Source organism: Bacteroides sp. AF39-11AC (assembly GCF_003474285.1).
GTDB lineage: Bacteria > Bacteroidota > Bacteroidia > Bacteroidales > Bacteroidaceae > Bacteroides.
In genome coordinates this window covers 741885-763651 of the sequence record NZ_QROH01000002.1, presented here as the reverse complement: position 1 = coordinate 763651, position 21767 = coordinate 741885, and the positions used below count along the sequence as shown (strand labels likewise).

The window sequence follows — 21767 nt, the reverse complement described above, 5'->3', positions numbered from 1 at the left end:
TTAGTACTTAATAAACTGAAAGGGTAGGTTGTCAGAGACTATAGGCTATGGTCAGATTGTAGCTTCTGCCCGGTTTATAACTGCGGGTCACCTCTTCAATGGTGCGGACTTGTCCGTTTACGACGACGTCTTCAAACTGCTTGAAGTAGTAGCGTTCAGCCAGCAAGTCGCGTACGGTAGCCTTTATTTCCAGTTTGCCAAACTTTTTGCTTACCGAAAGGTCGATACTGTTGCGCGGCATTTCGTAAGAGTTTGGTATGTTGCGTGCATCACCTTCGGAAGAACTGCCGTAACGGTTGCCTACACCGATGATACGTTTTCCGATACGGTTGTAGAGTACGGCGGCATTCCATCCCTTATCCGTATTGTTATAGAAGAGGCCCGTGTTGATGAGGTAAGGTGATTGCCCCTGCATGGGACGGTCTATATTATTGCCTCCTTCTTTAAACTGTACTTTACTCTTAATCCACGCGCCATTGAATGAAAAACTGAAATTACGCATACCGATGAAGTCGAGATTCTTGCGGATATCTACTTCGATACCGTAGTTGTTGGCACCTTTGGCGTTGACGTAAGAGTAGATCGGATCGGTTCCTCCCGACATGGTGTAGGTCCATTCAATGGGATTTTCAAAATGTTTGTAGAACAAGGCAATGGAAACTTGTTCACCGTTGCTGGGATACCATTCGTAGCGCAAGTCTACGTTCTGTATGTAAGCTGCCTGCAGGGATGAATTACCCATGACACTGCTTCCCAGGTCGAAATCATAGTAAACGGAAGTGGACAGTTCGCGGAATTCAGGACGGTTTACCGATTTACCGTAAGCCAGGCGGAACTGATGCTTTTCACTCAGTTTGTAAGTGGCATTGACGGAAGGGAACAGGTCTTTATAGTCATAGAAAGTGCTTTGCAGGCTTTCTTCATACGAACGGGTGTTCATAATCAGTTCCTGACGTGCATATTCATAGCGTGCTCCGGCGTAGAAGCTGAAGGAACCTATCGGAACGTTGATGCCGATATAGCCGGACAATTGAGTGTTTTTGCCCTCATAGTTATTCATGTAGTTCACTTCTTCCTGCATGTAGAGCTTGTCAATTCCATAGTTGGAATCTATCAATACATTGTTTGCCACATCATTGTCAAACTGGAATCCCTTAGGCAGGCTGTTATTCGGTTGCCAGCCGTACTGGAACTGGCGGGTGTTGTAGGTACGTGTACGGTACTCGCCATAAACGCCGGCTTTCAAAGTGGGGGCGATGTCACCGAACTGGAAGTCCTGGCGATAATTTATATTTGCTGAGCCGATGTGCTCGTCCAGTTTGGTGAATTCACGGCTGATACGGTAAATACCCATGGTTTCATTGGTGCGGTCGGTACGTTCAATGAGACGGCGGTCCGGCAGGTTACGGTTGGCGTAAGCATAACCCACACTCCAGTCGAAACGACTGTCATCAAAGCTGTGCCTGCCTGTGAATTGGGTGTTGTAAGTGGTACGGCTGGAGTAGTAATACTCCATGTTGTTGATGTTGTCCGGTTGTGCGTTGAAACCTGTACGTTCCGAGTAGCGGTCTTTGGATATCTGGTTGAAGATATTCTTGAACTCATAGCGGTGGTTGCTGTTGCGCGGCTGGAAGGTGAGGTTCAGCAGGGCACCGAGGCGGATATCATTGCTGTACTGGTTGTCCGTTGCTTTCCGCAGATAGACGTATTTGTCATTGTTGGTATCATAAGGACCATAGAGAGAATTTTCCATATCGAGATAGGTCTTATAGGAATTGCTGTAATTCACAGCAGCCAGCATACCGATGGCACGTCCGCTTTCGGTTTCCCACTTGCGGTTGTATGCCATATTCAATTTTAAGTCCCCTACGGGTTTGATGGTTTTCAGTGTCCAGTCATTGTTGAAACCATTGTTCAATACATCTATGCGGGCTGTGTTTCCGGTTTCATATCCGGGATACATGTTCAGTGTGCCTTTCATGCCGGCATCCAGACTACGGAAACCGTTTCCGAAGCCGAGCCAGTCCATGCTGCTACCCTTGGCTTTACGAAAGTCTTTGAAGTGCGTCTGGTCATTGATAGCTCCTCCTACTGATATGTTGAAGCTGTTTTCGCCGGGCATATCTTTGGTATTTATCAGGATGAATCCGCCTGTGAAGTCTGCGGGATATTCCGGGGCGGGGCTTTTTACGATTACCATATTATCCAGTTGTGAACTGGGGATGATGTCGAATGAAAAGGCGCGTGAATCGGCTTCCGAACTGGGAACGGCACTACCGTTCATCCATACATTATTGTACCGCTGCGACAGGCCGCGCACCATTACAAACTTTTCGTCGATGATGCTGATGCCGGGTACACGACGGATGACTTCCGAGGCATTGCTGTCCTGGGTTTTAGCTATTTGTTGGGCGGAAACCCCACTCTGTACCACAAGGCTGCGGCGTTGTTCCTGTATGAGTGCTACCTCGTTATTCCGTTTGGCTTGTGCGGTGACGGAGACTTCGCCTAATGCTTGTGCATCACTTTCCATTTCGAAGTTCAGCACAGTTTCGGCCTTGACTTTTACACTGTTGAGCAGGATGTCTTTGTATCCTATATATCTCACGGCTATGGTGTATGTACCATCTTTTACATTCAGCGTATAGTTACCGTCGATGTCGGCTACTACCCCCTGCGCTGTCCCGGTTATCTGTATGGTAGCTCCGGTCAGCGGCTCTTTCGTCTGCTTGTCGAGGACGGTTCCTTTGATGTTTCCAGCCAGGGCGGTCGTGGTGGAAAGTACCAGTAATAAAATGAAGAAAAATACTTTTCCTAAATCCAGTTTCATGCTCATCTTTTATCGTTTCTTGTTTCCGGTGCAAAGATGCGGCAACGGAATTACAACCGTAATACACATGTCATACAATTGATTCTCAATTAGGTTACAATTAAGTGACAAGGCAAAACAACTGGCAGAAGACCTTTTCATTTTCCTGTGATTCACTCTGCTGACGGCTCTAAACTTTCTTTTTTTTTGTTGGTGTGAATAGAGCGGAATTTAATAAGTAAGCATTATCTTTGCATCTTTAGAATATTAAAAACACAAATCGTATGAGCGACAACCAATCGCATGAGGTAAAACGTTTTCAGCTTCTTTCCTCTATAGGGCAAATAGGTTGGTGGGAAGCAGACTTTGCCACCGGGGAATATCTTTGTTCCGAGTATGTTTGCAAGTTATTGGGGCTGGAAGGCAATACTATGACCTTTCAGCAGTTTGGTGCACTGATTCGTGAGGATTATCGAGGGCGTATTACTCGTGAGTTCCTTTCGATAGAAGAAATCGAGGTGTATGAACAGACTTTTCCTATTTACTCTTCAGAAGGGGTTATCTGGGTTCGCTCCCGTCTGGGCGAGAAGTGGCTGACGGAAGATGGACATCCGGTAGCATTCGGTATTCTGCAGTTGGTTAATGAACCGACCGATGCACGGTCGGGCGATATTTTGAAGCAATTCAATGAATTACTGTTCCGGCAGCACTCATTGTCGCATTCCTTGCGCAATTTCCTGAAAGATAAAAGTCTGAGTGAAGCTATCTTAAGCGTATTGAAAGATGTCCTCGATCTCTTCCACGGGGGGCGCGTCTATATTATGGAGTATGATAAACATTACCGTGTTCTGAGCTGTACATACGAAGTGGTAGCCGACGGAGTGAGTTCGGAGATGAATCTGTTGCGGCAGCTTCCTACCGACGACATGAAGTGGTGGCTCAAACAAATGCTGGAAGATAAACCCATCCTGCTGAATACTTTGAATGATTTGCCTCAAGAGGCCCGTCGGGAATACGAAGTGCTTGCCGTGCAGAATATCAAATCACTAATGGTGATTCCTTTACGGAATACTGAACGAATGTGGGGATATATCGGCATCGACCTGGTAGACAGGCATTATAAGTGGACGAATGAAGATTACCAATGGTTCTCATCTCTGGCCAATATTATCAATATCTGTATCAGTCTGCGTCTTACCAAAGATGAAGCAGAACGGGAACGTGCCTTTCTGCGCAATCTCTATACGTACATGCCCATGGGCTACGTGCGCCTCTCCATTTTTTGCGATGAGGATGGAGAACCTTATGATTATCTTATCACGGATGCCAACCAGTTTAGCTCAGATCTGTGCGGTATGCCTTTAGAGGCCTATAAAGGGCGTTTTGCTTCGGAGATTTATTCCTCGGACAAGATGTGCGCGAAGCTTCAGATGCTTGCGGATATACACAGGCAAGGTACTTTCCGCGAACTGGACGAGTATTTTGAACGGACTGACAAGACTTGCCATTGTGTGATCTATGCACCCGAACCGGATGAATTGGTCTGTCTCTATATGGACGTAACCGAGATGCGTCGCACTTATATGGCACTGGATCATAGCGAAAAGCTATTGCGCAATATCTTCTCCAACATTCCGGTCGGCGTGGAAATCTACGATAAGGATGGAATATTGATTGACCTCAATAACAAAGACTTGGAAATATTCGGCGTTAAAGATAAGTCTGAAACCCTTGGCGTCAACTTCTTTGAAAACCCCAATGTGCCACTGGATATTCGTGAAAGGGTGAAGCTGGAAGATGAGCTTGATTTCTCACAAGATTATGAATTCTCTAATGTGAGCAATTATTATGAATCTGAAAAGAAAGGCGGAATAGAACTCTATACCAAAGTAAGTAAGATATATGACAACCGGGGTGAATGTACCGGATTTGTGCTTATCAATATTGATAATACGGAGCGTATTTCTTCCATCAACCGTATCCGCGACTTCGAGAATTTCTTCCTGTTGATTTCCGATTATGCCAAAGTGGGCTATGCTAAGCTGAATCTGCTGACCCGTAAAGGATATGCCATTAAACAGTGGTTTAAAAATATGGGTGAGGATGAGGATACCCCATTGGGGGAAGTCGTAGGTGTTTACGGTAAGATGCACCCTGAAGATCGCAGACGTATACTTGCTTTCTTCGAGAAAGCTCGGCAGGGTGAGGCGAAAAGTTTCAAAAGTGAGGTGCGTGTGCTCAGACCCGGTACACTGAACCGATGGAACTGGGTGCGTGTGAATGTGCTACTCAACCGGTATGATCCGGCAAATAGTATGGTTGAACTGATCGGTGTCAACTATGATATTACTGAACTGAAAGAAACCGAGTGCGAACTGATAGGTGCCAAAGAGAAGGCCGAAGAGGCTGACCGTTTGAAGAGTGCTTTTCTGGCAAATATGAGCCATGAGATACGTACACCATTGAATGCTATTGTAGGTTTTTCAAGTCTGCTTGTGGAGACGGAAGACCCGGATGAAAAGCAGGAATACTCGAAGATGGTAGAGGAAAATAATGATCTCTTGCTGCAACTGATTTCCGATATTCTGGATTTGTCGAAGATAGAGGCGGGAACCTTTGACTTCAAACTCAGGGAATTGGATCTTAATACTTTGTGTGGGGACGTGGCACGTTCCATGAGGTTGCGCGTGAAACCGGGAGTAGAACTTCTGTTCGAACCTACTTTGCCATCGTGTATAATAGTGAGTGATCCAAACCGGTTGCACCAGGTGATTTCCAACTTTGTAAGCAATGCCAGTAAGTTTACCACAATGGGTAGCATTCGCATCGGATATGATAAGCCGGATGCAGGTCGTCTGCGGATATATGTGTCGGATACGGGTATTGGCATTGCACCAGAAGCCTGCAAGAAGGTATTTGATCGCTTCATAAAGCTGAATTCGTTCGTTCAGGGCACCGGATTAGGACTTTCTATCAGCAAGAGTATTATTGAACAATTGGGCGGTACCATAGGTGTGGATAGCGAACTGGGTAAGGGATCGACATTCTGGTTTACATTGCCGGTGGTATAAGGCGGGCATCATGGAATAAAAAAAGTGTATACCGGAGATTTTATTCTTTTGGTACACACTTTTTGTGAAATAAGAATTTATAGTTCGTTATAGCCCGAACGAGAACTTGTCGATGGATTGATAAACCACGCTTGCAAGGCTCAATACAATAATACCGAGCGTACAGATGACAAGACTGGCACGCGTATAATTATCGCTACGGAAAGTGGCGATAGGCTCATCGCTCTTGTTGATATACATAGATTTCACAATCTTCAGATAGTAATAGAGCGAAATAATAGTATTCACCAATGCAATAAATACCAGTAAATGGAAGCCACCCTGAAAGGCTGCTGCGAAGATAAAGAACTTCGAGAAAAAGCCTGCAAACGGAGGAATACCTGCCAGTGAGAACAGAGCGAGCGTCATAAGGAACGCCAGCTTGGGATTGGTACTGTACAGTCCGTTATATTCTTCGAGTGTGAAGCGGTGGGCACGCAAAGCAATAATCGTGATTACTGCAAATACGGAGAGGTTGGCAAACATATAAATGAGTATGTAGTACACCAATGATGCCATACCTTGTTGTGTACCGGCAATGACACCCAACATAATGTAACCTGCCTGCGAGATACTGGAGAATGCCATCAGTCGTTTCAGGTTTTCCTGGCGCAGTGCAAAGAGGTTGGCAAGGGTGATAGAGGCTATGATAACCCAGTAGAGTACTTCCTGCCACTGATCTATCATCGGAGCAAACGTCTTGATCAGAATTGTCAGCAGCACGAAAGCAGCCGATCCTTTGGAGATTACACTCAGGTAAGCAGTTACCACGCTCGGAGCACCTTCATATACGTCGGCTGTCCAGAGGTGGAAGGGGACGAGCGAGAGCTTGAATCCCATACCGGAGAAGAAGAATACGAATGCCATTATCTGCAAGGCGCTACCGTTTAGATGAGCCGGAACATCATCAAAGTAAAGTGTACCCACCGTACCGTAAATAAGCGAAATACCATATAGCAACAATCCGCTTGAAAAAAGTGCGGTAAGAATGTATTTGGCACCGGCTTCGGCAGAGTGGTGGCGATACTTATCAAAAGCAACCAGCGCAGCCATTGGGATACTTGCTGTTTCCAACCCGATGAAGAACATCAGGAAGTGTCCTGCAGAAATCATGAAATACATACCCAACAGTGTGCAGAGTGTCAACATATAGAATTCACCTTGTTTGATTACCGTATCCGGAAGTTTCAGCCATTCGTGTGCCATCAGGAAGACGATAAGCGTGCCAACACTGAGTATAGACTTCACAATACTTTGTATCGGCGCATTATGGTACATACCACCGAAAGCATCGGCAGCCGGACCGGGTATGATAGTAATCAGCGTGTGTATCGTGAGTAACACGACGGGCAACATGGTGTTGAGTCGTGGGTTGCCATCCTTTTTATGTGCATCAGGGCTCATAAAGAGGTCGGCTACGAAGAGGATAACGATGACCGCTATCAGCGAAAGCTCTTCTTTGAGAATGAGGAATTGGGAATAATCCATATTTTTAGTGATTAACTATTAGTTATTAGCATGACTTTATTGGAATATGCTTACCAGAGGAAGCACACTGTCTCCAATCATATTACTGATCCATAACGGAGCAAGACCGAGACCTGCAACGCAAACGATGAGTATGATAACGGCGGTGCGTTCATCCCAGGTAGCGTCGGTTAATGCCAGGTGATGCTTGTTAGTACAAGTGCCATAGAGAATCTTACCAACGAGTCTAAGAATATAGACTGCAGTGATTACGATACTGGTGCAGGCAATAATCGTCCACGTACGGTGGAAGACATCCACATGCTGGAATGCACCGTTGAAGATAGTCATTTCGGCAACGAAACCGCTGAGTCCCGGAAGTCCGAGATTAGCAAGTCCGGCAATCACATAGCAAACAGCCAGGAAAGGCATAATCTTCATCAAACCGGAGAGTTCGCGTACGTCACGGGTATGAGTACGACCGTATATCATACCGATGAGGGCAAAGAACAGGGCAGTCATCAATCCGTGGCTGAGCATTTGCAGGACAGCACCGGTACAAGCAGTCTGGTTCATCATCAGGATGGCGAAGAGTACGAGACCGCAGTGAGATACGGAAGAGTATGCGTTGATATACTTCAAGTCAGTCTGTACACAAGCAGAAAAAGCACCGTAAACTACGGATATACCAGTCAGGATCAGGAAGATCCATCCAAGTTCCTGGGCAGCTTCAGGCATCAGATACATGGCGATACGGAAGCAGCCATAACCTCCGAGTTTCATTAATACACCTGCATGGAGCATACTTACAGCCGTAGGCGCAGAGGCGTGACCGTCGGGGCTCCATGTATGGAACGGGAATAATGCACCGAGTACACCGAAACCGAGGAAGGTGAGCGGGAACCAGATGCGTTGTTGTTCAATTGGAATATTGTGCAGTTGTGCAATCTCCAGCAAGTTCATACTGGTGGCACCGGAACCGAAGTAGATACCCAGAATACCAATCAGCAAAAATGCAGAACCACCCATCAACATCAATGTCAACTTCATGGCAGAATATTCCTTTCGTCCACTGCCCCATACACCGATAAGCAGGTACATAGGAATGAGCGCTACCTCATAGAACATGAACATGGTGAACAAGTCCGTAGAAATGAAGAAGCCGAACACACCCAAGGAAAGCAGGGTGAACCAGAGGAAATACTCTTTTGTCAGCGGTTGCAAACGCCAGGAGGCGAAAGTACCGGTGAAGACAATGATGGCAGAAAGCAGCAACATGGCTACTGAAATGCCGTCTACTCCCACAGAGTAATGTATATTGAGTGCCGGATACCAAGGTACATCTGCACGGAACAGCATTTCGGCAGTGTCTCCGGCGGCACGGGCTTGCAGGTAAGCAATGGTCAGGCCTACGGCAGCCAGCACCAATGCTGATGCACCTACGACCATCACCGTGCGTATCTGCTTGATGTTACGACTTAGCCAGAGACCAAGCAACATCAACAGAGGGATGAGAACAAAAATACTTAATATGTTCATCTTTATATTACGTTTTACTATTTACGAATTACGATTAACATTTCTCTATTATAGCAGTAACAGCAATATCAGCGCCAGCGTACCCAACAGGAATACGTAAGTGTATTGCTGAATCTGTCCGCTTTGCAAACCGCGTATCTCATCGCTGGTGGCATTGGCACTCCAGGCAAGGAAGTTGAAGAAGCCATCTACTACATGGCGATCGAACCAGGCAATGGGACGGGAGATGCAACCGAAAATAATCTTGTGAGTTATGAACTGATATACTTCATCGATATAGAATCGATGATAAGCAGCTGTCCATAATCCGCGGAAGCGGTGGGCAAGAGCGTTGGCAACAGGTTGTTTGGCTCGTGCATACATAGCTGTAGCAATCGCAATGGAGATAACGGCTATAACGATGCTGGTGCCTGCTACTCTCCAATCGAGATGTATCTCGTAAGCTGTACCGTTGGAGCTGATGAACTTACCGAAGGGGATGAAACCTGCCACAATGGTAACAACAGCAAGGAACATCAATGGGATAGTCATAGCCAGCGGGCTTTCGTGGGGGGAGGTATGGGAGTGATGAGTGGTGAGTGATGAGTGATTAGCAGGCTGCGCAGTCTTGTCATTTCCTGCCACTTGCTTATCACTAATCACTAATCCCTTATCACTACTTCCCCCCCAGAAAATACCGTAATAGAGGCGGAACATATAGAATGCCGTCATAGCAGCAATTGCTGTCATAATCCAACCCATAGCAGGACTGAACTGGAAGCATGCAGTCAGTATTTCGTCTTTAGAGAAGAATCCGGAGAACGGAGGGATACCTGCAATGGCAAAACATGCAATCAGGAACGTGATATGGGTTACAGGCATATATTTATGTAACCCACCCATAGCGGACATTTCATTGCTGTGTACTGCATGGATAATGCTACCTGCACCGAGGAAGAGCAATGCCTTGAACATGGCGTGTGTAAACAGATGGAACATTCCTGCCATGTAACCCAGGCCACCGTGATGTGGATCGGTAGAAGTACAAACTCCCAGTGCCACCATCATAAAGCCAATTTGTGAAATAGTAGAGAATGCTAATACACGCTTGATATCACTCTGCACACAAGCTACCGAAGCGGCGTAGAATGCAGTGAAAGCTCCGACGTAAGCTACCAGGTGCAGCACATCCGGTGCATAACCGATGAACAACGGGAACATTCGTGCTACAAGATAAACTCCGGCTACTACCATCGTTGCTGCATGGATCAATGCACTGACAGGTGTCGGGCCTTCCATAGCATCTGGTAACCAGATATGCAATGGGAACATTGCACTCTTACCGGCACCACCGATAAACATAAGTCCCAGTGCCAGAGGTATCATTGTCGCACCACCTTTCAGTAATGCCATTTCACTGGGCTGGAAAGTATAGGTTCCGGCATAGTAACCGTAAACGAGGATACCGATCAGGAAACCCAGGTCGGCAAAACGGGTGACAATAAACGCCTTTTTGCTTGCAGCAACAGCAGATGGTTTCGTATAGTAGAAACCGATAAGCAGATAAGACGAAACACCCACCAACTCCCAGAACAGATACATCTGGAAGATATTGGTAGCCACTACCAAGCCCAGCATGGACATAGTGAAGAGGCTGAGGAATGCATAATAGCGTTGGAATCCACGTTCACCTTTCATGTAGCCGAAGGAGTAGACATGTACCATCAGCGATACGGTAGAGATAACGATGAGCATCATTACTGAAATAGGATCGAGCAGGATACCCAAGTCGATACTCAGCGTTGGGGTGAAAGGCAGCCACGTCACATTATAAGGTATAACTGTGTCGAAAGTGCCGTCCGCCAGACGTGGAGCGGAGAAATATTGCCAGGCAGTGACATAGCTCAGTAGGGCTACCACAGCCAATACCGTGGTACCGATGATGCCTGCCGTCCGGTGCGTCATCCATTTGCCGCCAATCCCCAATACCAGGAAGGAGAGGAGAGGAAGCAGGAGAATGAAGATTGTATATTCCATATTCTTTTCTTTTTATTCTATTATTGATACTGTACTAATTCTACCACTTCAACTCGTCCAGTTTATTAACCTGGATGCTTCGTATATTACGGTAGATATTGATCATAATCGCGATAGCTACTGCCGTTTCGGCTGCCGAGATGGCAATGGAGAACAGGGCAAAGAAATACCCTTCCAGTCCGTCGGGGAAAAGGAAACGGTTGAATACTGCGAAGTTGATATCCGTAGCATTCAGTATCAACTCGATGCTGATAAGTATCGCCAGCGTGTTGCGGCGGGTGAAGAACCCGTAAATACCGGCGAAAAACATGATAGCCGAAACTATCAGATAATATTCCATGTGTATCATAATCACTTGTTTTTATCGTTTACGTGCAATCACCAAGCCACCTACGATACATGCCAGCAACAGGATGCTGACTGCTTCGAAAGGAAGCAGATAACCATATTTATCACTACTCAACATAGAATGTCCGATAGTCTTGATATTGATTTCCAATGGTACAAGATCGGTGGTTACTATAAACTTATGTTTCAGTGTGATAAACAATACGATGATGGCTCCGACTACGGTTGCTCCCAGACCGGCCACCAGTTTGCTACGTTTCAATTTGTCAATGGTACGGTCTCCTTCACCACTGGTTAGCAGGATGGAGAAGACGTAGAGCACCACAATACCGCCGGCATAAACCATGATTTGTACTGATCCCAGGAAGGTGTAACCTAGCAGGAAGTAGATGCCTGCTGTGCCGAAAAGCGTAAACAGCAGATACGTTGCCGAGCGTACCATGCGGCGTGTGGTCACTGTGAGAATAGAACACACGGTGATGAACACTGCCAGAAAGTAGAATACTACGGTTTCAAGGGTTATTTCCATTTGATTTAATGTTTTAGTGTTTAGTGATAAGTGATTAGTATATACCGCATGGCACTAATCACTTATCACTAATCGTTAATCATTTTTTTATTACGTGACTGCCCGGATGGTTAAGCGTCTTCACCAGCTTTGTGCGGTCGAATACTGCATGTTCAAAGTCTGTAGCAAACGTAATTGCATCGTGCGGACAAGCTGTAACGCAAAGTTGGCAGAACATGCATGAACCGAGATCGTATTCATACTTCGCCAAAATCTTCTTTTTCTTGCCGTCCTCAGTCTCTATCATTTCACTGGTTACTTTGATAGTGTCATTGGGGCATGCTATCTGACATAGGCCACATGCTATACAGTGATGTTCGTTCCGCTCATTGTGGGGCATGGTCAGCGTTCCGCGAAAACGGTCGAACATTTCCAGTGTCGCACGGTTTTCCGGATATTGTTCCGTTACTTTCCGGCGGCAAAAAACAGTCATGGTAGTTTTCATACCTGTCAGCAAAGAACCGACGCCATGCATCAATCCGCCTAAATAACTGTATGTTTCGTTCTTATCTTTCATTATCTCTTTATATTTAATTTACCCGAAGGGAAACTTTGCTCCGGCGCTACGCCGGCTAGAAGTGCAGTTTAAATACAACAATCAGTACCATGATGATCAGGTTCAGCATTGAAATCGGTACCAGGTACTTCCATTCCAGTGCCAATATCTGGTCGATACGCAGGCGGGGGAATGTCCACTTAATCCACATCAGCAGGAATACTACAAAGAAAGCTTTACCAAAGAACCAGATGAAGCCCGGAATATAATCCATTATAGCATTGAAGCCGTCCAGTCCTATAATATGGAATGGCATCCAGCCACCCAGGAAGATGGTAGCAGCTACACTGGCTACGATAAACAGGTTCAGATATTCGGCCAGGTAGAAGAAACCAAAGTGCATACCACTATATTCGGTGTGGTATCCTGCCGTCAATTCACTTTCTGCTTCCGGTAAGTCGAACGGACCGCGGTTACATTCTGCGTTTCCGGCTATCAGATAGATAACGAATGCAATTACTGCAGGTATGTGTCCTTTGAAGATGAACCATCCATCTGCTTGTCCTTCTACGATTTCAGAGAACTGCATTGTTCCCATCAGTACTACCATGGTCAGTATACTTAGTCCCACAGACAATTCATATGAGATAATCTGTGCGCCGCTTCGCATGGCACCGATGAGTGAGAACTTATTGTTCGAACCCCATCCTGCCAATAGAATGCCTATTACACCTATACTGGACGCAGCCAGCAGGAAGAATACACCTACATTGAAGTCCAGTACTTCCATACCTTTATTAATAGGCAGGCATGCAAAGGTCAGGAACGAAGCTATGATCACCATGAACGGTGCCAGATTATAGAGAAAGCGGTCGGCATCCTTGGGGGTGAATATTTCTTTGGTCAGCATCTTCAATACGTCACAAATGACTTGGATGCTACCCCATTTACCTACACGGTTCGGACCGAGGCGGCATTGGAAGAAAGCGCATATCTTGCGCTCCATATAAATAAGAATGATGGCGAGCACGGCATACATCAGAATGATGCACACGCCTATCACTACACATTCGAGGAATATTGCCAGACCTTCCGGCATGACGGAAGTCAGCGTCTGGTGTATCCAGTTGGTTACTATACTAAAGTCAAACACGTTATTTAGTTATTAGTTGTTAGTGATCAGTGATTAGTATCTTGCGATGTGACAGCGTAATTCGCTCATCATTAATCACTAATCGTTCATCATTAATTACCTGTCAATATCTGGCACTACGTAATCCAGTGTTCCTCCGATAGCTATCAGGTCGGCAATCTTCGATCCGCGGCAGATAGTGTCTACGGTACTTACCAATGGTAATCCCGTTGAACGGAAATGCAAGCGGTACGGAGTTTTGTCACCATGACTCTCCAGGAAGACGCCAAACTCACCTCGGCTTCCCTCTACAGCAGCATAATACTGCCCTTCGGGTACGCGGATAATAGGTTTCATCTTTTCCTGATACGGACCTTCGGGAATATTGTCGATGAGTTGCTCAAGGATATTCATACTTTCCATGATTTCATCCATACGAACCATGTAACGTGCCCAGGAGTCTCCTTCGGTATAGACGATTTCTTTGAAATCTACTTTGTCGTATACTCCATAAGGTTGGCGCTTGCGCACATCACAAGCCCAGCCGCTGGCACGTCCTGTGCCGCCTGTGGCTCCGAAGGCGATAGCATCTTCACGGCTCAGCACTCCTACACCTTTCAGACGTTGTTGTGCGATAATGTTGCCGGTGAATACCTGGTGATATTCATGGATGATTCCACGCAGATAGGGGATGAACTCTTTCACTCGTTTCTGGAAGTTAGGATGCAAGTCAGCCTGTACGCCACCGATGGTGTTGTAGTTCATGATGAGGCGTCCGCCACAGGTTTCCTCAAAGATGTCGAGTATTTTCTCACGATCACGGAAACCGTAGAAGAAAGCGGTAAGGGCACCGAGGTCCATTGCCAGACAGGAATAGAATAGCAAGTGAGAGTCGATACGTTGCAATTCATCCATAATGGTACGGATATACTTCACGCGGTCGCTCACTTCTATGCCCATTGCCTGCTCAATACACATACACAGGGCATGGCGATTCTGATGTGCACCCAGGTAATCCAGACGGTCGGTCAGTGCCAGTGTCTGCGGATAAGTAAGGCTTTCGCACATTTTCTCAATACCCCGGTGGATATAACCGCAGTTAGCATCTATCTTATCGATGGTTTCGCCTTCCAGTGATACGCGGAAACGCATTACACCATGCGTAGCCGGGTGTTGGGGGCCGATGTTCACAACGTATTCCTCGTCACCGAAGAGTATCATCTCTTTATTTCTCACGGTACCATCCGGGTTCAGTTTCAACTCGATAGTGGTATCGATTGTTTCTTCATTGTCCATACACAATGGGTTGTCTTTTTCCGGATCATTATCCTTACGCATCGGATAGCCTATCCAGTCATTACGCAGGTAGAGACGACGCATATCAGGGTGCCCAATGAAGACAATGCCATAGAAGTCATATACTTCACGTTCATTAAAGTCCGCTGCTTTCCAAATGTCGCTTACACTGGGCAATTCAGGATTTTCGCGGTCCAAAGTAGCCGTACGTACTGCTGCTTGCTTACCGGTAGCGGTGGATTCCAGCAGGTAGACAACACCCAGTCCGCGTGGAGCATCCTGTGCGTCTCCGTCGGCGGGTTCTCCCCAGTCCATACCGCTGAGGCACTTTAAGAAGTCCATCTGCTCTTCTCGGTACAGACGCAGCATTTCAGCATGTAAGTCCGCAGGTTTTATAAATCGTATATTATCCATATTTTGATTATTTTTCTGTCTCCTCTTTCGGTTTAGGTTCTTTCCTATTGACTCCACCGAAGAATTTTTCTATTTTTACTTTGCGCTGCAATTGCATCATACCATAGTAGAATGCTTCCGGCCGGGGAGGACATCCCGGAATGTACACATCCACCGGTAGAATTTTATCTACTCCATTTACCACATGGTATGACTTTTTAAATGGTCCGCCACTGACAGCACATCCACCTACGGCAACCACATATTTCGGGTCCGGCATCTGGTCGTACAAGCGTTTAAGTACAGGTGCCATCTTATTGGTAATGGTTCCGCATACCATAATCATATCTGCCTGTCGCGGACTGGCACGGGCTACTTCAAATCCGAAACGTGCCATGTCATAGCGCGCGGCACCCAGTGCCATGAACTCGATACCACAACAGCTTGTTGCAAACGTAAGTGGCCACAGCGAATTACTGCGTCCCCAATTGATGAAATCGTCCAATACTCCGAGGGCGACGTTTGCACCTCCGGCATTAAGTTCGCGAACGAGTTTCTCCAATGTTTCATTATCCGTAAATTCTTCATACGGGATAGATTTTATTTTGGGCTTTTTTATTCTTTCCATTCCAGTGCTCCTTTCCGCCATGCGTAGGCAAGTCCTAATACGAGGATAAGTAAGAAAAATAAGATACTGAGTAATCCTGCTATTCCCAGGTCACGGGCAATAACAGCCCATGGGAACAGAAATACTGTTTCCACATCAAACATCAGGAACAGGATGGCAAACAGATAGTAACCTACCCGGAATTGCATCCATGATTTACCACGCGTAGGGATACCGCACTCGTACGCTTCCATTTTCTGTGGATTGTACGAACGGGGTGATATCGCTTTAGACAATGCGATAACAATACCCACGAAAGCAATTGCCGTCAGCAAGACGACTACTAACAAAGTAAAGTTCATAAATCTAATTAACTTTTAGATGTATATAATAGGATAGTTGGTCGAAGTGAGCAATGCCTCTGAATTGCCTTCGACGGACTTTGGTAAGCTCTTAAGCTTGCCAGACTTTTTATCAAATGATTATCTTTCTCAGCCCGAACACATAGTAAGAAAGCGGGTCGGGAACAGGGTCGAAAGAAGCATGTAGCAACGAGCCACTGATTGAAGAATCAGGCAGTCCGTACATCCGGAAATAATTCAGCAATAGCAAGACGCTCTTGTTACCGGGTACTTGCGTGCTGTCCACATTGTCCATATATAAAGCCATAGACGAGAAGTGGTCATATAATATACTGCGGATATCTTGTTTGTGGGCAGTAGGAGCCTGAGACAGGATACAGCGTTCTTCATCATTACGTATGAAAGTGCATGATATACCTGCCGCCTGTGCAGCGCCGTCGTATAATAATACGCCGAGTAAGACTATCATAAAGTATTTTATGCACTGTTTCATACAACTACTTTTTTCATTCGGCTGCAAATGTATAACAAATATTGGCTATTTTGTTATATAGAGATGGCAAAGTACTTTATTTTTAGCACTTTTTTGCCTTATATCAACTTCTTCTCCAGAATTCCGGGGTAAAAAGCAGCAATACCGTGAATAATTCCAGACGCCCCAGAAGCATAAGGAAAGATGATAACCACTTTGCTACATCGGGCAATGCATTCCATGAGAAGGCAGGACCTGTCTCACCCAATCCGGGACCCATATTACCGATACTGGAAACTACGCAACCCACAGATTCTACAAAACCGATACCCAGTCCCATCATGATCAGTACACTGATGATAATAATAACTGCATATATAAAGCAGAATGCCAGTACGGTAGATTGTACGGAAGGTGAAATAACCTGTTTGTTAATCCTGACCGGTAACACTGCATTCGGATGGAGAATATGTTTGAATTCATTACGCGCTACTTTGCCGAGAATAACCATGCGGATACATTTGAGACCACCTGTCGTGCTTCCTGCGCAGGCGCCCATCAGCATGACAATGGTTAGTAATCCCCATGTTACGGCAGGCCATAGCATATAGTCATCTGTAGCAAATCCGGTAGAGGTATGCAGTGAGATAACCTGGAACAGTGATTTGCGGAAGGCATCTTCCATTCCTATTGGTTTGGAATAGTAAAGTATGACTGTAATTAAGCCGGTGAATAATATAACTGACCAGAAATACCATTTCAACTCGGCATCGTGGATAACTTTCTTGAATTTCCGGTTGACGAAGAGCAGCAACAATGTAAAGTTGATGCCGGATATAAACATGAAGATGGATATTACATATTCAATATAGGGAGATTGATAGTAGGCTACACTGGCTTGTTTGGTTGAGAAACCACCTGTGCCGGTAGTGGCAAATGCATGACAAACGCTGTCGAACCAATCCATTCCGCCCATCATCAGTAAAACAACGAGAATACCAGTAATACCTGCATAGATACTCCAAATCCATTTGGCGGTAATGCCTATACGCGGATGTACTTTATCGTGTGTCGGCCCGCTGGCTTCGGCTGCAAATACCTGCAAACCACTGACTCCGAATATCGGAAGGATGGCAATGGTAAACATGATAATCCCCAAACCGCCTATCCACTGGGTCATACTGCGCCAGAAGAGGAGTCCGTGGGGCAATGACTCTATGTCATCCAATATGGTAGCGCCCGTACTGCTGAAGCCAGACATTGTTTCAAAGAAAGCATTGGTGATGCTCGGTATATATCCGCTGATATAAAATGGCAGCATGCCGAAAAGTGAAAATGCTATCCACGCAAAGCTGACGAGTACATATCCGTCTCTGCGTGTTAGTTGGCGATCTCCTCCCTTGCCCATGGCTGCCAGAAGTAATCCTGCTCCTGCTGTGATACCTGCCGATACCCAGAAATCTATCAATGCTTCGTCCTGATAATAGAACGAAACGCCGGAACAGGCAAGCAGCATCACTGTTTCAAGCAACAGGAGAATACCGATAATCCGTATTACTATCTTAAAGTTAATCACGTCGCTTAATTAAAGAATTTCTCAATCTTTTTAATCATCATATTCAGGCAGAACACCACTACGTGGTCGCCCGGTATTATCTGGGTATTACCGGTTACTACCACACCTTCACCCTGGCGGATTAATCCACCGATAGTAGCTCCCTTGGGTAAACCGAGGTCTTTAACTTGATGTTTGGTGATTTTAGAATCGGCCTTCACGGTGAATTCTGCAACGTCGGCATTGGCAAAAGTAAGACATTTTACATTGCTGACATCAGCATCCAGCATCATTTGGTAGATGTGGCTGGCGGTGATCATCTTCTTGTTGATCACTGTACCGATATCGAGGCTTTCTGCCATACCTATATAATCTATATTTTCTACTTCTGCCACTGTTTTGCTGACGCCCATACGTTTGGCTGCAAGGCAGGAGAGAATATTCGTTTCCGAGTTGTCCGTCAGTGCTACGAAAGCTTCCGTATTCTTCAGACCTTCTTCAATCAGTAAGTCCATATCACGACCATCACCATTGATAATCATGACCTTATCATCGAGGATTTCCGTCAGACGGTTACAACGGTTCAAATCGTTGTCTATGATCTTTACCTGCATATAGTCGGGCACATATTGTGCGGTTCGCACGGCAATACGGCTTCCACCCATAATCATTACGTTACGTACATCGGCATAGTCTTCCTTGCCGGCTATCTTGCGTATATAGGGTACATATTTGCGGGTGGTGGTGAAATAAACAATATCATGTAGTTTAATTACATCGTCACCACGCGGAATAAGTGTCTCGTTACCGCGTTTGATGGCTACTACGTGATAGGGTTTATCTGTTCCGGCAAGTTGGTGGAGAGGAATATCCAGTATTTCTGCTTTTTCACGCATCTTGGTACCGATAAGTATCAAGGACCCGCCACAAAACTCCCACCATTGGCGTACCCAACTCATACGTATGGAGGATACGATTTCTTTTGCTGCAAGCATTTCCGGGTAAATCAGTGAATCTACACCCAGTTTCTTGAAAAATTCTTTATTTTTGGGCAGAAGGTATTCGTAATTATCAATGCGGGCAACAGTCTTTTTCGCACCGAGGTTGGTAGCCAACATACATGCGGTCATGTTACGGCTCTCATCGGGAGTGACGGCTATAAAGAGGTCTGCCTCTTTAGCCCCCACTTCTTTCAACCCTTGAATGGAAGTAGGTGAAGCTGTGACCGTCATTAAGTCAAAGTTAGAACTGAGAGTGCTCAACCTTTCCTCATTGTCGTCCATCAATATGATGTCCTGCTTTTCGCGGGACAACAATTTTGCCAAGTGTGTGCCTACTGCGCCGGCACCGGCAATAATAATTTTCATCGCTCTTTTATTATGCTTTCTAATATCCCTTTTTCATCCATACCACACAAGTGATACAACTCTTGTACTGTTCCATGTTCTATAAACGTATCCGGTACACCTATGCGTTGTACGTGTGGGGTATATCCGTTGTCGGCCATAAATTCCAGAACGGCACTACCCATGCCGCCTTTCCGTATGCCATCTTCAATGGTGATGATGCGGGAAAATGAGTGTCCTATTTCATGCAGCATTTCCTCGTCCAGTGGTTTAAGGAAGCGCAGGTCATAATGTGCTATTGATATATCTTTTTCTTTTTCTGCCCGTTCGATGGCTTTTGCGGCAATATTACCTATCGGACCAAGGGTGAGTATGGCGAGATCCTTACCATCCTTTAGTTTGCATCCTTTGCCGACGGGGATTTCTTCCAATGGGCATTTCCAATCTGTCAGTACACCGCGTCCGCGAGGGTAGCGGATGACGAACGGTCCTTTATCCGGCAACTGTGCCGTGTACATGAGGCGGCGCAGTTCATGCTCGTTCATGGGTGATGATATAGTTAGATTGGGAATGGGACGGAAATAAGCTAAGTCGAACACACCGTGGTGCGTTGGTCCATCTTCGCCTACCAGTCCGGCACGATCCAGGCAAAGTACAACGGGTAATTTGAGTATGGCTATGTCATGAATGACGTTGTCATAGGCACGTTGCATAAATGAGGAATAGATGTTACAGAACGGCTGCATTCCTTCTTTTGCCATACCTCCTGAGAAAGTGGCAGCATGTCCTTCGGCAATTCCTACGTCGAAGGCACGATCGGGCATTGCCTTCATCAGCATGTTCATAGAGCATCCTGTAGGCATGGCGGGAGTAACACCGACAATACGTGGGTTCTGTTCGGCAAGTTCCACAAGGGTTTCACCGAACACATCCTGATAGAGCGGGGGCAGATTGTGAGTGTCTGCCGTAAAGCGTTCACCGGTTTCAGGATCAAATTTACCCGGTGCGTGCCAGATACCCGGTGCCTTTTCTGCCGGTTCAAATCCTTTTCCTTTGACTGTATGTAAATGTAGGATTTTCGGTCCTTTCATGTCTTTGATATCCCGCAGGATACGGGCGATATTCTTCACATCATGCCCGTTGATGGGACCGAAATAACGGATATTCATTCCCTCGAAGATGTTCTGTTGTTGGGCAGCCATCGATTTCAGACTATTACTGAAACGAATGAGTGCTTTACGGCGGTCTTCATTGAGAATGCCCACTTTGAATAACATCTTGGATATTTTGAAACGCAGTTGATTATAGCGGTTCGAAGTTGTCAGGTTGAACAAGTATTGCTTCATACCACCTACGCTGCGGTCGATGGCCATGTCATTATCATTGAGGATAATGAGAAGATTGTTGGAACTTGCAGAGGCGTTATTCAACCCTTCAAAAGCCAGTCCTCCACTCATGCTGCCGTCGCCTATTACAGCAACCACATGGCGATCTTTTTCTCCTTTTTCTTCTGCTGCTACGGCCATGCCGAGTGCTGCTGAAATGGAATTAGACGCATGTCCGCAGGTGAAAGTATCATAATCGCTTTCATCGGGAGAAGGGAAAGGACGAATGCCTTTGAATTTCCTGTTTGTGGAGAATGTTTTCCGGCGTCCGGTCAGTATCTTATGACCATACGCCTGATGGCCCACGTCCCACACAATACGGTCGTAGGGGGTATTAAACACATAATGCAGGGCGACGGTCAATTCTACCGTCCCCAGACTGGCTGCAAAGTGTCCCGGGTTACACGAAACTTCTTTTATAATGTCCTGCCGCAATTCTTTGCAGACTTCCGGGAGTTGCTCAACACTCAGTTTGCGCAGGTCTTCCGGGTCAGAAATAGAATTTAGCAAGTTATATGTTGCTGTCTCTGTCTTCATCTCTGTTCTGAGGATTACAAACTGCAAAATTAGTAAAAGAAAACGGAAGGTCATTTCCTTTTCGGGGAAAAAATACGAATCCTTGCTTCTTTAACCTTCGTGTATCTGTATTTATCTTATATTTTAATAACGGAAAAGTTACGAGTTACGGGTTACAAGCTACAAGTGGTTGCGCTATTTTCCGAAAGGCGCTTATAGCTTGTAGTTAATTCATAACCCGAAAAAAAAGAACTAATTTATCATTTAAAGCAGTTTGTTTGTTACAATTTCTTAAGACCTGAAAGGTTTTTTGCAAATGCTTGATTATCAAATATGTTATAATGATGGTA

General features: G+C 45.8%; 16 protein-coding genes. 1 reads left to right on the top strand and 15 read right to left on the bottom strand.

Features of this window, described 5'->3' with window-relative positions:
- Positions 1 to 31: 31 nt before the first annotated feature.
- On the bottom strand, positions 32 to 2836 hold the full coding sequence (locus DW036_RS05695; protein ID WP_118461974.1) for a TonB-dependent receptor: 2805 nt from the start codon (positions 2834 to 2836) through the stop codon (positions 32 to 34).
- A gap of 257 nt (positions 2837 to 3093) precedes the next feature.
- On the opposite strand from DW036_RS05695, the gene DW036_RS05690 reads away from it, so the two are divergent.
- Positions 3094 to 5880 carry an ATP-binding protein gene (locus DW036_RS05690; RefSeq protein WP_118461973.1) on the top strand — a complete coding sequence of 929 codons (2787 nt, stop codon included), beginning with the start codon at positions 3094 to 3096 and terminating at the stop codon, positions 5878 to 5880.
- Positions 5881 to 5967: 87 nt separating this feature from the next.
- On the opposite strand, the gene DW036_RS05685 is transcribed toward DW036_RS05690, so the two are convergent.
- The 14 genes from DW036_RS05685 to dxs form a co-directional block, all read right to left on the bottom strand.
- A complete protein-coding gene (locus DW036_RS05685; RefSeq protein WP_118461971.1) occupies positions 5968 to 7407 on the bottom strand; it encodes an NADH-quinone oxidoreductase subunit N in 1440 nt (479 codons plus the stop codon).
- Positions 7408 to 7443: 36 nt separating this feature from the next.
- On the bottom strand, positions 7444 to 8925 hold the full coding sequence (locus tag DW036_RS05680; protein ID WP_118461969.1) for a NuoM family protein: 1482 nt from the start codon (positions 8923 to 8925) through the stop codon (positions 7444 to 7446).
- A gap of 48 nt (positions 8926 to 8973) precedes the next feature.
- Positions 8974 to 10941, bottom strand: coding sequence for an NADH-quinone oxidoreductase subunit L (nuoL, locus tag DW036_RS05675; RefSeq protein WP_118461967.1), 1968 nt, complete (start codon positions 10939 to 10941; stop codon positions 8974 to 8976).
- 40 nt (positions 10942 to 10981) lie between these two features.
- Positions 10982 to 11290, bottom strand: coding sequence for an NADH-quinone oxidoreductase subunit NuoK (nuoK, locus tag DW036_RS05670; RefSeq protein WP_022392897.1), 309 nt, complete (start codon positions 11288 to 11290; stop codon positions 10982 to 10984).
- Positions 11291 to 11302: 12 nt separating this feature from the next.
- Positions 11303 to 11818 carry an NADH-quinone oxidoreductase subunit J gene (locus tag DW036_RS05665; RefSeq protein WP_118221920.1) on the bottom strand — a complete coding sequence of 172 codons (516 nt, stop codon included), beginning with the start codon at positions 11816 to 11818 and terminating at the stop codon, positions 11303 to 11305.
- A 79-nt stretch (positions 11819 to 11897) separates the two neighbouring features.
- Positions 11898 to 12374: a 4Fe-4S binding protein gene (locus DW036_RS05660; protein ID WP_118461966.1), complete on the bottom strand. Its 477-nt coding sequence runs from the start codon at positions 12372 to 12374 to the stop codon at positions 11898 to 11900.
- Between the two features lie 55 nt (positions 12375 to 12429).
- Positions 12430 to 13506, bottom strand: coding sequence for an NADH-quinone oxidoreductase subunit NuoH (gene nuoH, locus DW036_RS05655; RefSeq protein ID WP_118461964.1), 1077 nt, complete (start codon positions 13504 to 13506; stop codon positions 12430 to 12432).
- Between the two features lie 96 nt (positions 13507 to 13602).
- Positions 13603 to 15195, bottom strand: a complete 1593-nt coding sequence (locus DW036_RS05650) for an NADH-quinone oxidoreductase subunit D (RefSeq protein ID WP_118461962.1) — start codon at positions 15193 to 15195, stop codon at positions 13603 to 13605.
- A gap of 7 nt (positions 15196 to 15202) precedes the next feature.
- Entirely contained in the window at positions 15203 to 15802 is a 600-nt protein-coding gene (locus DW036_RS05645) for an NADH-quinone oxidoreductase subunit B (protein WP_118461960.1), read from the bottom strand.
- Positions 15790 to 16143, bottom strand: coding sequence for an NADH-quinone oxidoreductase subunit A (locus tag DW036_RS05640; RefSeq protein WP_007212460.1), 354 nt, complete (start codon positions 16141 to 16143; stop codon positions 15790 to 15792). The genes DW036_RS05645 and DW036_RS05640 overlap by 13 nt, the downstream gene beginning before the upstream one ends.
- Positions 16144 to 16255: 112 nt before the next feature.
- Complete coding sequence (locus DW036_RS05635; RefSeq protein ID WP_187374555.1) at positions 16256 to 16636, bottom strand: hypothetical protein; 381 nt, start codon at positions 16634 to 16636, stop codon at positions 16256 to 16258.
- Positions 16637 to 16739: 103 nt separating this feature from the next.
- On the bottom strand, positions 16740 to 18191 hold the full coding sequence (locus DW036_RS05630; protein ID WP_118461958.1) for a TrkH family potassium uptake protein: 1452 nt from the start codon (positions 18189 to 18191) through the stop codon (positions 16740 to 16742).
- 5 nt (positions 18192 to 18196) lie between these two features.
- Positions 18197 to 19537 carry a Trk system potassium transporter TrkA gene (gene trkA / locus DW036_RS05625; RefSeq protein ID WP_007666955.1) on the bottom strand — a complete coding sequence of 447 codons (1341 nt, stop codon included), beginning with the start codon at positions 19535 to 19537 and terminating at the stop codon, positions 18197 to 18199.
- Positions 19534 to 21438: a 1-deoxy-D-xylulose-5-phosphate synthase gene (dxs, locus tag DW036_RS05620; protein WP_118462076.1), complete on the bottom strand. Its 1905-nt coding sequence runs from the start codon at positions 21436 to 21438 to the stop codon at positions 19534 to 19536. The genes trkA and dxs overlap by 4 nt, the downstream gene beginning before the upstream one ends.
- Positions 21439 to 21767 lie beyond the last annotated feature (329 nt).